12 protein-coding genes and 1 other annotated feature are annotated in these 14,930 nt (G+C 37.9%); of the genes, 11 read left to right on the top strand and 1 reads right to left on the bottom strand.

All coding sequences use genetic code 11. The features are described from left to right. Positions 1-74: 74 nt before the first annotated feature. The 4 genes from IGJ34_RS02780 to IGJ34_RS02795 all read left to right on the top strand — a co-directional run bounded on the left by IGJ34_RS02780 (position 75) and on the right by IGJ34_RS02795 (position 3,397). Positions 75-833, top strand: a complete 759-nt coding sequence (locus IGJ34_RS02780; protein ID WP_069653934.1) for an acyl-ACP thioesterase domain-containing protein — start codon at positions 75-77, stop codon at positions 831-833. 125 nt (positions 834-958) lie between these two features. Then, positions 959-1,792: a DUF72 domain-containing protein gene (locus IGJ34_RS02785; protein WP_430598516.1), complete on the top strand. Its 834-nt coding sequence runs from the start codon at positions 959-961 to the stop codon at positions 1,790-1,792. Positions 1,793-1,833: 41 nt separating this feature from the next. Further along, positions 1,834-2,673 carry a Cof-type HAD-IIB family hydrolase gene (locus tag IGJ34_RS02790; protein WP_430598079.1) on the top strand — a complete coding sequence of 280 codons (840 nt, stop codon included), beginning with the start codon at positions 1,834-1,836 and terminating at the stop codon, positions 2,671-2,673. Between the two features lie 205 nt (positions 2,674-2,878). Further along, positions 2,879-3,397, top strand: coding sequence for an HAD family hydrolase (locus tag IGJ34_RS02795; RefSeq protein ID WP_111246883.1), 519 nt, complete (start codon positions 2,879-2,881; stop codon positions 3,395-3,397). Positions 3,398-3,670: 273 nt separating this feature from the next. Here IGJ34_RS02795 and IGJ34_RS02800 read toward each other — a convergent pair whose 3' ends face one another. Beyond that, positions 3,671-5,023, bottom strand: coding sequence for an aspartate kinase (locus IGJ34_RS02800; RefSeq protein ID WP_111246884.1), 1,353 nt, complete (start codon positions 5,021-5,023; stop codon positions 3,671-3,673). A 194-nt stretch (positions 5,024-5,217) separates the two neighbouring features. Here IGJ34_RS02800 and IGJ34_RS02805 point away from each other — a divergent pair, with 194 nt between their 5' ends. From IGJ34_RS02805 to IGJ34_RS02835, 7 genes are all read left to right on the top strand, one after another. Further along, positions 5,218-5,883 (top strand): HAD family hydrolase, encoded by a 666-nt coding sequence (locus IGJ34_RS02805; RefSeq protein ID WP_430598080.1) that lies wholly within the window; start codon positions 5,218-5,220, stop codon positions 5,881-5,883. 229 nt (positions 5,884-6,112) lie between these two features. Beyond that, positions 6,113-7,834 carry a septation ring formation regulator EzrA gene (ezrA, locus tag IGJ34_RS02810; RefSeq protein ID WP_069653929.1) on the top strand — a complete coding sequence of 574 codons (1,722 nt, stop codon included), beginning with the start codon at positions 6,113-6,115 and terminating at the stop codon, positions 7,832-7,834. Between the two features lie 148 nt (positions 7,835-7,982). Beyond that, positions 7,983-9,131 carry a cysteine desulfurase family protein gene (locus IGJ34_RS02815; RefSeq protein ID WP_430598081.1) on the top strand — a complete coding sequence of 383 codons (1,149 nt, stop codon included), beginning with the start codon at positions 7,983-7,985 and terminating at the stop codon, positions 9,129-9,131. 43 nt (positions 9,132-9,174) lie between these two features. Continuing rightward, on the top strand, positions 9,175-10,380 hold the full coding sequence (gene thiI, locus IGJ34_RS02820) for a tRNA uracil 4-sulfurtransferase ThiI (RefSeq protein ID WP_430598082.1): 1,206 nt from the start codon (positions 9,175-9,177) through the stop codon (positions 10,378-10,380). Between the two features lie 160 nt (positions 10,381-10,540). Next, the gene (locus IGJ34_RS02825) at positions 10,541-11,194 is read left to right on the top strand and encodes a redox-sensing transcriptional repressor Rex (protein ID WP_430598083.1); all 654 of its coding nucleotides are present in this window, start codon (positions 10,541-10,543) and stop codon (positions 11,192-11,194) included. Between the two features lie 126 nt (positions 11,195-11,320). Continuing rightward, complete coding sequence (tpx, locus tag IGJ34_RS02830; RefSeq protein ID WP_430598084.1) at positions 11,321-11,812, top strand: thiol peroxidase; 492 nt, start codon at positions 11,321-11,323, stop codon at positions 11,810-11,812. 45 nt (positions 11,813-11,857) lie between these two features. Next, positions 11,858-12,077 (top strand) — a binding site (T-box leader). 151 nt (positions 12,078-12,228) lie between these two features. Further along, complete coding sequence (locus IGJ34_RS02835) at positions 12,229-14,874, top strand: valine--tRNA ligase (RefSeq protein ID WP_430598085.1); 2,646 nt, start codon at positions 12,229-12,231, stop codon at positions 14,872-14,874. The last annotated feature ends 56 nt before the right edge of the window (positions 14,875-14,930 follow it).

The raw sequence follows: 14,930 nt of genomic DNA on the forward strand, positions 1-14,930 counted from the left end.
TTATTTTATCACTGGTTTGGTAGATTATGGTATAATTTAACGAGTCATATCAGTATAGAAAAGGAGGAGATCCAGTGGCAAAAAAATTTACGACCCCGTATGAAGTAGCTTATTATGATGGCGATATTACAAGGAAAATGACGATCCCGTCAATGCTGGCTGTTGTAATCAAAACATCTGAAGAACAAAGTGATGCCTTAGATAGAGGAAGCGACTTTGTGGCTTCGTTTGGTCTTGGCTGGGTCATTACCAATTACGAAATCCATATCACACGATTACCCAAAGTTGGAGAAAAACTTGCTGTAACGACACAAGCTATAGCGTATAATAAATACTTTTGTTATCGAAACTTTTGGATTCATGATGAACAAGGAAACGAATGCGTTTTAATCAAGTCAACGTTTGTATTGATGGATAAAGAAAATCGTAAAATGAGTAGTGTATTACCTGAAATCATCGAGCCGTATGAAAGTGAAAAAATCAAGAAAATTTACCGCGGTGAAAAAATCGAAAAAGTGGAAGCTGGTGAATTTTTACCCTACCGTGTCCGATATTTCGATATTGATGGCAATCAGCATGTTAATAATGCCATTTATTTTAATTGGTTGCTAGACGTATTAGGCTATGATTTCTTAAGTACACATGAGCCGACCTTTATCAATGTCAAATTTGATAAGGAAGTTGAATATGGTCAGGTAGTAGAAAGTCATTATGACATGCTCAATACAGATGAAGGACAAACGACGCGTCATGAAATCCGCATCGAGGGTCAAGTTTATTGTGAAGCCAACATGAAATGGAAAAAAAGCGAAGAAAAAGATTCGCGCAATTAATTTTTTTTGACTGAGACAACTTTTTGTTTTGTCTTAGTCTTTTTTAGTATAAAATAAGTGAAGAATAATCATTTTAACGATATGTCTATAATAGTAGTTTTGTGAAGAGAAAGGATAAAATGACGATGATTCGCTTAGGTTTGACTTCTTTTAATGAACATGACAAATTAACCGGAAAAAAACGTTCTACTTTATATGAGTATGCAGGTTATCTGCCGCTAGTTGAGATGGATACGGCATACTATGGTATTCCCAAACAAGACTCTGTTAGAGAGTGGGCTAAATCAGTGCCAGAGAATTTCCGCTTTGTAATGAAAGTCTATAGTGGCATCAGTTGCCAAGGTGAATGGCAACAGTACTATCAAAGTGAAGAAGAAATGATTGAAGCTTTTTTAACAAGTATGGCACCCATAATCGAAACAGGGAAGTTGTTTGTTTTTTTGATTCAATTTTCGGGAACGTTTAGCTGTATGAAGGAAAATGTTCAGTATTTAGAAAAGATTCGACAATGGTTTGCTGGATTTCCGATTGCGATAGAGTTGCGAAATGGTTCATGGTATACAGCTAAATATATTAAACAAACACTATCGTTTATGAAAACCAATGCATTTTCATTAGTAGTTGTTGATGAGCCGCAGATTCCGACAAATCCCGTTCCATTTTTCCCTTATGTTACCAATGATCAATTTACGTTATTCCGTTTTCATGGGCGTAATGCTGCAGGTTGGATGGCAAATGACAAAGATTGGCGTAAAAAAAGAACGTTGTATCGATACAATGCAGAAGAAATTGCAGACTTGAGTGAAGCTGTGGAAAAAGTGGCGCGTGAGACGCAAGAAGTGGGTGTGATTTTCAATAATAATTCTGGCGGAGATGCGGCCGGGAATCTATTAGAAATGAAGGCTGCACTTGGGTTGGAATATACAGATTTAAATCCAAAACAAATGGGCTTGTTTTAGTCAATTGTAAAACGGATGAGTCAAACAAAGAAAGGGAATTTATGATAAAAGCTATTTTCTTTGATATCGACGGTACATTAGTAAATAAGAATGATAAGGTCTTAGAATCAACTAAACGAGGGATCGCATTAGCACAGTCGCAAGGAATCCTTTGCGGTATAGCAACGGGACGCGGTCCTGTTCATTTAAGCCAGCAAATAGTTGGGCTAAATTTTGATATTTTTGTAACGTACAATGGTCAATTGGTTTATACAAATGAGACCACCATTTGGGCTGATCCTTTTTCAGATGAAGCCTTGAGTCGAATTATTTCTTTTTCCGACCATCATCATCGGCAGATTATATTTGCTTCAAGACGTAGTATAGAAGGAAGTTCGTTGATGCGTTTTGGTCAAAATAAATGGGCAAAAAAAGTTGTACGCTTTTTGCCAAAGCGTTTTCCAGTGGCACTTTTCAAAAATCTGACCAGCCGTTTTTCAATTCATAAGAAGACAAAGCGTTATCATGATCTTGATTTATTGAAAGAACCAATTTATCAGTGTGTGCTTTTAAGCCCGAAATCAGAGGAGACAATGTTAAAAGAACAGCTGTTGGATAGTCACATCACACGCTCTAACTCATTTACGGTAGACATTATTCCAGCAGGTGGTTCAAAGTTAGCTGGGATTCAACAATGTGTTAAACAGTTTGATATTGAATTAGAGGAAGTAATGGCATTTGGTGATAGTTGGAATGATTTAGAGATGTTGGAAGGTGTGGGACTTGGTATTGCAATGGGCAATGCCGAAGTGGAAGTTAAAAGAGTGGCACAATACGTGACCGGTACAAATGAAGAGGACGGAATTTATCAAGCCTTATTACATTATGGGGTGATTGTTTAGCTACATGAATGAGCTAAAATTTAAAGAGACAAGAAACGACACAGGTAAGTTTTCTTGTTTTCTATTTAAGCCGAAATGGATCCGCTAGCTCCGGCTGAAAAAAAGGAAAAAATTGAGCGAGGCAAAAAGCATTTCAGTCAGTTCTTTCTATTTTTCAGGCGGATCTACAAGAATCCATTCCGCTTTTAAGTTTAGGAGGAACCCAATGAAAATCGATAATCCATTTGAAAAAACTGAACTGTTTCACGAAAGATTTGATAATAGAAAACCTAAAATTCCAACACACTTTTCTGCCAAACAAGCATCAGATAGAGCTGGCTTTAAAGCCGAAGAATTAGTTGAATTTCTATACGGGGCAGCGAATAATGATCCAGCAGTCTTTAAAGAATTAGTAAGTCAGCTGAAAGTAGCTGTCGATCAGGCTGAAAAAAAGGTGCTCAGTAAGGAAAAAGAAGTGACCGATCCTTTAGTTGAGCAAGTAGATGCATTGATTGATTTGTTGTATTTTACTTATGGATCATTCTCTTTGCTAGGGGTAGATCCTACTGAACTATTTTCTATTGTTCATGAAGCAAATATGGGGAAGCTGTTTCCAGATGGCACTCCGCGTTATCATCCAGTGACCCATAAGGTATTGAAGCCTGACAATTGGGAAGCTGATTTTGCGCCAGAACCCAAAATTAAAGCAGAATTGGAACGTCAATGTAAAGCTTCGGAGGACTAAATGAAACAGAGGTGGGGCATGACTCTACGAGTCACACCCCACCCTATAAGGAAGCCAGATGAATGGTGGGAGCAGAAGCAAAGTGGCAATTCACAAAAATTTAAAGCGCATCAAGTAGTTCCCAATTGTCCCCCTTTTACAGGATTACTGTAATGCTTGGCAATGTTCGTAAATTCCTTCTTATTGCGGTAAAACACAACGAGGACGAGTTGATGTACACAGTACCTACTTGGTTCTCGGAATGAAATTCTTCTGTCCCAATCTCATTATTAGTTATGATTTAAAAAATGTTTGATATAAAGCCTGAATCGCTTTTTGCTCTTGATCCTCACGAATACCAAACATAATGCTGACCTCGGAGGAACCTTGGTTGATCATTTCTAAGTTGATTTTATTAAAAGCTAAAGCGGCTGTGCTGTCAGCCATGACCCCGATTCGTTGGCGCATTCCTTCTCCAACAACCATCAACATCGACAAACCATGCGTGATCCGCAACTCATCAGGCTCAAGTTCTTGTTCTAAGCGTGTCATTAATTCTTTTTCTATTTCAATTGTCAATTGACCTTCTCTTAAAATGATGGAAATATCATCGATTCCAGAAGGCATATGTTCATAGCTCAGCCCTAATTCTTCAAGAATCTGAAGCAAGCGGCGACCGAAACCTAATTCTCTATTCATTAAATACTTGCTGATGTAGATACTAGCAAAACCTTGGTCGCTGGCAATTCCCACAACTGGATCGTGTTTGACCGTTCTAGAAGTCGTGATCAATGTGCCAGGGTGTTCAGGATTATTCGTATTTTTGATGACTACCGGAATATTGGCCCGATAAGCCGGCATCAACGCTTCATCATGTAAGACGGCAAATCCAGCATACGCTAATTCGCGCATTTCTCTATAAGTCAGTTCTTTGATTGTTTTTGGCTCGTGAATAATCCCCGGATGTGCAACAAAAATACCGTCGACATCCGTAAAGTTTTCGTAAATATCAGCTTTTACACCTGCTGCAACAATCGATCCTGATATATCTGATCCTCCCCTAGAAAATGTACAAATGTCACCAGTTTCTGTAAAACCAAAAAAGCCAGGAATCACTAAAATTTCTTCAGTCGTAGCGAATTGGTAGATCTTGTTTAGAGAAGATGGCAAAATTCGAGCATTTCCAGGTTCATCTGAAACGATGATTCCAAGATCTAAAGGATTTGTGTAACGAGCATTCAAGCCTCGTTGTTGGAAAAATGCAGCCACTAATTTGGCATTATTGTCCTCTCCACTGGCTAAAAAAGCATCTAAAAGATGAGGATTATGTTCTTTTTCCAAAGTCGCTAAATGTTGGATTGCATGTTGAATATCAGTTAAAACATCTTTAGTAAGGGTTAGTTCATCTAAAATTGCCTCATAACGGGCAACGATTTTAGCGACGATTTCAGTAGTATTTTCATTATTGATGTACGCTTGATAATAAGAAATAAGCATATCTGTTACTTTGATGTCTTCAGAAGAACGCTTACCAGGAGCTGAAACAACGATGAACTTTCGTGAAACGTCTTCTTTTACGATGTGTAAAACTTTCTCTAATTGTGTTGCAGAAGCAAGCGAGCTTCCCCCAAATTTTGTGACTTTCACTTTTTTCACTCCTAATTTTAATAGATTTTTCATTATAATAGTAAAAGAATACCGAAATATCCCTCGAAAAGCAACCGTAAAATAGACAATTAATTAATCTTTTCCGTTGTTTTTCAACAAATTTCTTCATTTTTTTTCAAACTTTTGTTAGACTGATAGAGCTGAATAAGAATAGCAAAAAAGGAGCACCAATAATGATACAAAGATATGAAGGAATTATTTTCGATATGGACGGCGTATTGGTCGATAGTGAAGAATTCTACTACCAACGTAGAAAAGCCTTCCTCAAAGAATACGATCTATCCATTGAGCAAATACCAATTCCTGAATTTGTTGGAGCAGATATGCGAAGTCTATGGGATACGATTCTAAAAGTAAATGATACAACGTATGACAAAAATTTCCTGAATGAAAAATATTTACACTATAAAATCGAACACCCCATTGATTACGGGTATATGATCGACCCAGATGCAAAACGAGTATTACAATTTCTTAAAAGAAAAGGCTACAAAATCGGTTTGGCTTCGTCCTCAATGATGGATGCGATTCAAGATGTTTTGAAAGCTGGACAATTGGCTAGTTACTTTGACGTGATCGTCAGTGGAACCCAATTTAAAAAAAGTAAGCCCGACCCTGAAATTTATCTATATACTGCTACCGAATTAGGGATTGATCCTGAAAGTTGTCTTGCTCTTGAAGATTCTGAAAAAGGAATACGGTCGGCACATGATGCAGGAATGACAGTCTGGGCCATTCAAGATAACCGTTTTGGCATGAATCAGCAGTTAGCTGATGCACAATTAGATACCTTAAGTGAGTTGTGTAAAAAGTTGCAAGATGTGGAATATATCGGTTAAACTTATTAAGAATGAGGATAGAAAGGGTACAATAGTACAAACTCAAAACAATTATTAAGAAATTACAATTAACTAGTGCTTGATAGAGTGGATTGTGGTATAATTTTCTGTAGGTGTTTTTAAGAATTTTATGTAGATAAGAGACTGATACAATTGCAGATAGAAGTGATTTTGTTATTTATTAGCAGTTGTATAATCATATATGGATAAATAAACGGAGGAACCATGAATGAAGAATAATCTGATCATTATCGTAGTTTTAGCTATAATAATCATCGCAGCAGTTTTGTATTTAGTTGGTTATTTTATGAGAAAGAAAAATCAAATGAAACTCGATGATCTGGAAAAGAGGAAAGAAGAGCTGTTCGACTTGCCAGTGATTGAAGAGGTCGATGATGTCAAAAAGATGCACATGGTCGGTCAAAGTCAGAACACGTTTAGAGAATGGAATCAACGTTGGACTGAGATTTCTACTCGTTCTTTTGCAGAGCTAGAAAGTCAGATTTTTGAAGTCGAAAATTTAAATGAAACCTTCCGTTTTATGAAAGCGAAAAAAGCAGTCGCTGAAGCAGAGCAGACGATGACAGAGATGGAATCAGAAGTTGAGATCATCCGTAATGGTTTGAAAGAACTGCGCGAGAGTGAAGAACGTAATTCACTTGAAGTGCAAAAAGCTTTAGACGTTTACGAAGAAATCAGCAAATTACTTCATGACGAAAAAGCAGAATTTGGTTCTGCTTATCCTGAATTACAAAAACAAATCAAAAATATCGAAATCGAATTTACTCAGTTTGTCACATTAAATACTTCTGGTGACCCAATTGAAGCGCGTGAAGTATTGGAAAACGCTGAACGTCATACTTATGAATTAGATGATGTAATGAAACGCATTCCGCCACTTTATGATGAATTGAATCGGACCTTCCCAGATCAACTAAAAGAAATCGAAGAAGGATACAAACGTCTGCTTGCAGATCACTATGTATTCCCTGAAAAGAATTTCGAAGACGAATTAAGACGTGTTCAAAAACGCGTTAAAAATTCAACCGTTGATTTAGAGAAGACGGAAGTTGATGCAGTAGAAGTAGCCAATCGTGATACAGCGAATGCAATCGATGCATTATATGAAATCATGGAACGTGAGATCAATGCTAAGAAATATGTGATGACGAACCATAAAGTAGTGGGTGACTATATTGCCCATGCACTGAAAAATAACCGTCAGTTGATGATTGAATTAGATCACACCTCCCAAAGTTACACATTGAATCATAATGAGTTAGGACGTTCAAGAGGCTTCCAAACAGAGATCGAAGAATTGATTCGTCGTTATGAAGATTTTGAACCAAAAATGAACGAACACACGATTCCTTATTCTGAAGTTCAAGCATTCTTTAAAGATTGCTACAAGATATTAGATGACATTGAAAATCAACAAGTTGAAATCGATGATTCCTTAAAAGAATTACGCAAAGGCGAAAAAGTTGCCCAAGAAAAAGTTGATCAGTATGATTTCCGACTACGCAATATCAAACGCCATGTTGAGAAACAACGTTTACCGGGATTACCGGCTGATTACTTAGAGTTTTTCTTTGTAGCTACAGATCGCATCGAAGAATTGAGCAAAGCCTTGAATCGAATCCGTATCAATATGGAAGAAATCAAAAAACTTTCTGATTTGTGTAATGAAGATTTAGAATTACTGGATAAGAAAACTAATGATTTAATCAACTCCGCTGCATTGACAGAACAAATGATGCAATATGCGAATCGTTATCGTCATACACATGAAGCAATTCGTGTAGCAATGGAAAATAGTTTAGAACTATTCTCAAAAGAATACAGATATCAAGATGCGCTAGATGAGATTGGTACTGCACTTGAACGAGTGGAGCCAGGTGCATTTAGAAGAATCGAAGATTTCTACTTCAAAAATCTTGGTGTAATGTAATAGTGATTGATTGTTAAAAGGCGAGACCGTGGTCTCGTCTTTTTGTTTGTTTCGAATGATTATGCAATGAATTCTGATTGTTAGGTTGAACTAGTAAAATAGAAAGTATATAATAGGAAAGAATTTCAAAAGAAGAAGGTTTTTTTAAATGATATATTTTGACAACAGCGCAACAACACCGATTTACCCTCAAGCTTTAGATACATATATAAAAGTCAGTCAACGAATTATTGGAAATCCGTCTAGTTTGCATGACATAGGTAATCAAGCAAATCGTTTAATGAAACAAGCCCGTAAGCAAATAGCAGATTTGATCGAAGTGAAGCCAGATGAGATTTTTTTTACAAGCGGTGGAACTGAAGGGGATAATTGGGTGCTGAAAGGAACAGCTGTAGAGAAAAAAACGTTTGGTCGCCATATTATTATTTCAGCTATTGAACATCCTGCTGTTGCTGAAACAGCAAGGCAGCTTGCAGAGAATGGGTTTGAAGTTTCCATCGCACCTGTTGATGAACGTGGATTTGTGATAGTGGATGAATTAGCCAAGTTGATTCGAAAAGATACGATCCTTGTTTCCATTATGGCGGTCAATAACGAGATAGGCTCGATCCAGCCAATTCAAGCAATTAGTAATTGCCTAGCAGACTATCCATCAATTCATTTTCATGTTGATGCTGTTCAAGCTATTGGCAAAGTTGCTCAAGAACAATGGTTGACGCCTCGAGTTGATTTCGCTACATTTTCTGCTCATAAATTTCACGGTCCCCGAGGAATAGGGTTTATTTATTGGAAACACGGTCGTAAACTTGCACCGCTTTTAACTGGTGGCGGGCAAGAAAATGATCAAAGAAGTGGAACTGAAAATGTGGCTGGAATTGTTTCTATGGCGAAAGCTTTACGTTTATATAAAGATAAAAACGCAGAAAAACCAGAGCATACTGGAACTATTCGGCGATATTTGCTTGAGGCATTACAAGAATATCCGAATGTCAGAGTATTTTCAAAAGAAACTGTGGACTTCGCCCCTCATATTTTATGTTTTGCGTTAAAAGGAATTCGAGGAGAAGTACTTGTACATGCATTAGAGGAAAAACTGATCTACACTTCAACAACTAGTGCATGCTCCAGTCGAAAGAAAATGACCAGTAGCACATTACATGCTATGAAAGTACCTGATTCGTTCGCAACGTCGGCCATACGGGTTAGCTTGGACGAATCGAATACAATTGCAGAAGCGGAACAGTTTATGATTATTTTTAATCAACTATATAAAAAGTTCCTAGTGTTAAATAGCTAAGAAAGCAAAAAAATCAAGCGTTATAGAAAAGGATTGAAAAATTGTGAACTATACTGAAATTATGATTCGCTACGGTGAACTTTCAACTAAAGGAAAAAATAGGAAAATATTTATTTCCCAACTAGCACAAAACGTCAAAAGAGTACTTGGTGATTTTCCAGCTGTCAAAATCCATGCTGATCGTGATCGGATGCACCTATTATTAAATGGTGAAGACAGCGCTAAAATCTTACCCAAATTAGAAAAAGTCTTTGGTATCCAAACCTTTTCGCCAAGCGTACGTGTCGAAAAAACAATGCCAGCAATTCGTGAAATGGTTCAAACCATGATCCAATCTGCTTACCAACCAGGTCAAACATTCAAAATTACTTCTAAAAGGTCTGACCATAGTTTTGAATTAGATACAAATGAATTGAATCGAGAACTTGGCGGTGCCGTTTTTGAAATTTTCCCAGAGATAACTGTCCAAATGAAAAAGCCAAACATTGAAATTTGTGTAGAAATCCGCAAAGAAGGAGCATACTTATCTTATGAAACGATTCGTGGTGCTGGTGGATTACCTGTTGGAACGAGTGGACGTGGTATGTTAATGCTCTCTGGTGGAATTGATTCGCCTGTTGCGGGGTATTTATCAATGAAACGCGGTGTAGAAGTGGAAGCTGTTCATTTCGCTAGCCCACCATACACAAGTGAGCAGGCGTTACAAAAAGCGAAGGACTTAGCTGCTAAAATCGCCCCTTATGCTGGTAGTATCCAATTTATTGAAGTTCCATTCACTGAAATCCAGGAAGAAATCAAACGAGTAGTTCCAGAAGGTTATCTAATGACGGTGACACGCCGAATGATGCTACGTTTGACTGATGCGATACGTGCTGCAAGAAAGGGCTTAGTAATCATCAATGGAGAATCATTGGGGCAAGTAGCATCACAAACCTTACAAAGTATGGTTGCAATCAACGAAGTGACGACAACTCCGATTATTCGCCCAGTCGTATCGATGGACAAGGGGGAAATCATCGAAATCGCTGAAAAAATCGATACCTTTGAGTTAGCAATCCAACCATTTGAAGATTGCTGTACGATTTTTGCACCGCCACAACCTAAAACAAGACCTAAATTAGACAAAGCTCAAGCCTATGAAGCTAGACTTGATATAGAAGGGTTGATGGCCCGATCAATGGCTGGTTTAAAAGTTAGTGAAATAACTGAACAAAGTGAACAAAACAAAGAATTTTCTGATTTGCTATAAAAGCTAGAAGAACAGGCTTGATAACGTTATCGATTCTGTTCTTTTTTATTAGTTTTTTTCTAATACCTCCTATTTTTTTCACAAACAAGTTGCCCACGACTTGTAAGCATGATAAACTATAAATATATATATGTGAAATGAGTAACAAGGAGGCTAGGAAATGAAGGAATTACTTAAAGAAAAAACAATGCCTAAAGCGACAGCCAAGCGGTTGCCGTTGTACTTGCGATATTTGAAAATGCTAGGAGATTCTGGTGTAACGCGAATCAAATCAAAAGAATTTAGTGACGTGATTCAAGTCCCACCCGCAACCATTCGTCGTGATTTTTCTCACTTAGGAGAACTTGGGCGCAGTGGTTATGGCTATGATGTTCCTTACTTAATCGAGGTTTTTAGTCATATTTTGAATACACAACAAGAAAAACGGATTGCGCTAATCGGGTGTGGCAATTTAGGAAAAGCGCTAGTCAAAAATAACTTTCGAAGAAATGAAAACTTGAATATTGTTTGTGCATTTGATACTGAAAAAGAACTTGTGGGGTTTTCTGTAGATGATATCGTCATACAACCAATGGAAAATCTAACTGAAGAAGTCAAAAAAACAGGTGTCACGGTGGCTATCTCTACGGTACCGAGCCAGTTTGCACAAGATGCGATCGATAAAATCGTCGATGCTGGTATTACAGCTATTTTGAATTTTGCTCCAGATAGAGTAACTGTGCCTCACAATGTGAATGTCCAATACATCGATTTGACAACAGAATTGCAGACGTTGATTTATTTTGATGAAACGTTTGCGAGTCAAAAAAACTAGAAAGCAAGAACTTTGTCATCTGTTCCTACTTCCTCTATACTAAATAAAGAGAGAGAATGTCAAATTGTTGAGTATTCGTAGCTTGAAACGCTTGCTCAGCTTTTAAATTAGAGGAGGAAAAATACAATGAACGTTACAAGAAAAGGCGAAAAAGTGGAAATAATTGGAGCCCAACCCGAAGTCGGTGCTAAAGCGCCAGATTTTTCATTAGGAAATTTAAATGATGAAGTAGTAAACCTATCAGATTTCACTGGTACGCCTGTGTTGATCAGTGTTGTACCTGATATTGATACTAGAATCTGTTCACTACAAACAAAACGCTTCAATCAAGAAGCTGCGAATGTTGAAGGTGTAAAATTTATCACGATTTCTAATAACACAAAAGAAGAGCAAGCGAATTGGTGCGCAGCTGAGGGCGTGGATATGGAAATTTTACATGATACTGAAGGTGAATTTGGTGAAGCCTATGGATTGTTTATTCCTACAATGGGGCACTTAGCTCGTAGCATTTTCGTGATCGATAAAGATGGTAACATAGTTTACGAAGCAATTTCAGCAGAAATTTCAGAAGAGCCTGATTATGCTACTGCGTTGGAACAAGCTAAAGCCGCACGTTAATTATTTTTCAAATTGACTTCTATTCAACTTCAATGTTAAAATGATTCAAAGACTATGAACAAGAGGAGTATTACTGGCATCGTTCTAGAGAGAGAATCAATCGGTGGAAGATTTTCACATAACCAGTAAGAAGGTAGCTTGGGAGTCAATGATTTGAATGGAGTAGAATGATTCGAGTAGTGATCGTTACCTCACAAATGAAGCGGTGTCTGAATCGTCAGACACAATTTAGGTGGTACCGCGTACAGAAGTTTACGCCCTAAAATACGAAAGTATTTTAGGGCTTTTTACATGTTCATCATAGATTGTGAAGCAATCTGATGTTGAACAGTACAAGGCGACTTATAAGGAGCGTTGTTACCTTAGTTTATCGTTTCACCATTCATTTAAATTAGAATCAGAAAGAAGGAACGCGTATGTCAGAAGAAAAAAATCTACCGACAAAATACCAACCTACAGAAGTAGAACAAGGCCGTTATCAAAAATGGCTAGACCAAGATTTATTCAAACCAAACGGCAATAAAGATGCAAAACCCTATTCAATCGTGATTCCACCGCCAAATGTTACAGGGAAACTACATTTAGGTCATGCATGGGACACCACTTTACAAGATATGATCATCCGTCAAAAAAGAATGCAAGGTTTTGATACATTATGGCTGCCGGGAATGGATCACGCAGGTATCGCAACCCAAGCAAAAGTTGAAGAAAAATTAGCTGAACAAGATATTTCTCGTTACGATTTAGGTCGTGAAAAATTTGTTGAGCAAGTTTGGGATTGGAAAGAAGAATATGCTTCTCATATACGTGAACAATGGGCAAAAATGGGGTTATCACTAGATTATAGCCGTGAACGTTTTACTTTAGATGACGGATTATCTCAAGCTGTCCGTAAAGTCTTCGTTTCTTTATACGAAAAAGACCTGATTTACCGTGGGGAATACATCATCAACTGGGACCCAAAAGCCAAAACAGCCTTATCTGATATCGAAGTAATCCACAAAGATATCGAAGGGGCCTTTTATCATATGAGTTATCCACTGACGGACGGAACAGGCGTTGTGGAAATCGCAACAACACGTCCTGAAACAATGTTAGGCGATACGGCGATTGCTGTTCATCCAGATGATGAGCGTTATCAAGCCTTGATCGGAAAAACAGTCACATTGCCATTAGTAGACAAAGAAATCCCGATTATTGCAGATGAGTATGTAGATATGGAATTTGGAACAGGTGTCGTAAAAATCACACCAGCCCATGATCCAAATGACTTTGAAGTGGGTAATCGTCATGATTTACCTCGTGTGAATGTCATGAATGAAGATGGTTCTATGAATGATTTAGCAGGTAAATATGCAGGGATGGACCGTTTCGCAGCACGTAAATTGATCGTTTCTGATCTAAAAGAAATGGGTCGTCTGATTAAAATTGAAACAATGAATCACAGTGTTGGTCATTCAGAGCGTACAGGTGTCGTTGTTGAACCTCGTTTATCCACACAATGGTTTGTTAAAATGGCGCCACTGGCTGAAAAAGCCATCAAAAATCAAGATACAGAGGATGCAGTAGAATTTTATCCACCACGCTTTAATCAAACATTCTTGCGTTGGATGGAAAATGTCCACGACTGGGTAATCTCACGTCAATTATGGTGGGGTCATCAAATTCCTGCTTGGTATCATAAAGAAACAGGCGAAATGTATGTTGGCATGGAAGCACCAGCCGATTCAGAGAATTGGACCCAAGATTCTGATGTGTTAGATACATGGTTTAGTTCAGCATTATGGCCATTTTCAACAATGGGTTGGCCTGATGAAGAAGCAGCTGATTATCAGCGTTATTTCCCAACAAGTACTTTGGTAACAGGCTACGATATTATTTTCTTCTGGGTTAGCCGCATGATGTTCCAAAGTTTAGAATTTACAGGACAAGCACCATTTAAAAATGTCTTGATGCATGGCTTGATCCGAGCAGAAGATGGACGTAAAATGAGTAAATCTCTAGGAAACGGAATCGATCCAATGGAAGTCATCGATAAATACGGGGCAGATGCGTTGCGTTGGTTTATGTCCAATGGCTCTACACCTGGTCAAGATATGCGTTTTAGTTATGAAAAAATGGATGCATCTTGGAACTTTATCAATAAAATTTGGAATGCCAGCCGTTTTGTGATCATGAATGTTGAAGGTATGTCTTATGAAGATATCGACTTCAGTGGGGAGAAAACCGTAGCAGATCGCTGGATCTTAACGCGTCTAAACGAAACAGTTGCTCGTGTGACTGATTTATTTGACCGCTTTGAATTTGGTGAAGCAGGTCGTCAGTTATACAATTTCATCTGGGATGATTTCTGTGATTGGTATATTGAAATGAGTAAAGAAATTCTGTACGGTGAAAATGAAGGGGCAAAACAAACAACACGTAGCATTTTAGTCTATACACTAGATCAAATTTTACGTTTACTACACCCAATCATGCCATTTGTGACGGAAGAAATTTGGGAAAACATTCCCCATCAAGGTGTATCGCTAGTTGTTGCTGAGTATCCTGTCGTGCACGAAGAATTTTCAGATGAAACAGCCGCTCGTGGAATGGAAGTCTTAAAAGAAGTGATTCGCGCAGTACGTAATATTCGTGCGGAAGTGAATACACCACTGTCTAAACCAATCACATTATTGATCAAAACAAGTGATGAGGCAGTGGATAAATTCTTGATCGACAATACCAATTATATCGAGCGTTTCTGTAATCCAGAAGAGTTGACGATTGCAAGTGATATCATTGCACCAGAACTAGCGATGTCAGCGGTTCTAACTGGAGCAGAGTTATATTTACCATTAGCAGGTTTGATCAACGTAGAAGAAGAAATTGCCCGTTTAGAGAAAGAATTAGACAAATGGACGCAAGAAGTCAAACGCGTACAAGGGAAATTAGCGAATGAACGCTTTGTTTCTAACGCACCAGATGATGTTGTAGAAGCTGAGAAAGCAAAAGAAAAAGATTATCTAGAAAAACAAGTGGTTGTGAAGGAACGAATTGCGCAACTGCGTACAGTGAATTAATTATAAAGAAGTGGATCGTTAGTCAGAAAAAAATCTGATTAACGATCCACTTTTCT

The organism is Enterococcus sp. AZ177, from assembly GCF_050544585.1.
GTDB lineage: Bacteria > Bacillota > Bacilli > Lactobacillales > Enterococcaceae > Enterococcus_L > Enterococcus_L plantarum.

What these genes read in the sequence shown, in the direction of transcription:
- IGJ34_RS02785 (WP_430598516.1), top strand. Translation starts at nt 959, where the DNA reads ATGATTCGCTTAGGTTTGACTTCTTTTAATGAACATGACAAATTAACC.
- IGJ34_RS02790 (WP_430598079.1), top strand. Translation starts at nt 1,834, where the DNA reads ATGATAAAAGCTATTTTCTTTGATATCGACGGTACATTAGTAAATAAG.
- IGJ34_RS02795 (WP_111246883.1), top strand. Translation starts at nt 2,879, where the DNA reads ATGAAAATCGATAATCCATTTGAAAAAACTGAACTGTTTCACGAAAGA.
- IGJ34_RS02805 (WP_430598080.1), top strand. Translation starts at nt 5,218, where the DNA reads ATGATACAAAGATATGAAGGAATTATTTTCGATATGGACGGCGTATTG.
- ezrA (WP_069653929.1), top strand. Translation starts at nt 6,113, where the DNA reads ATGAAGAATAATCTGATCATTATCGTAGTTTTAGCTATAATAATCATC.
- IGJ34_RS02815 (WP_430598081.1), top strand. Translation starts at nt 7,983, where the DNA reads ATGATATATTTTGACAACAGCGCAACAACACCGATTTACCCTCAAGCT.
- IGJ34_RS02825 (WP_430598083.1), top strand. Translation starts at nt 10,541, where the DNA reads ATGAAGGAATTACTTAAAGAAAAAACAATGCCTAAAGCGACAGCCAAG.
- tpx (WP_430598084.1), top strand. Translation starts at nt 11,321, where the DNA reads ATGAACGTTACAAGAAAAGGCGAAAAAGTGGAAATAATTGGAGCCCAA.
- IGJ34_RS02835 (WP_430598085.1), top strand. Translation starts at nt 12,229, where the DNA reads ATGTCAGAAGAAAAAAATCTACCGACAAAATACCAACCTACAGAAGTA.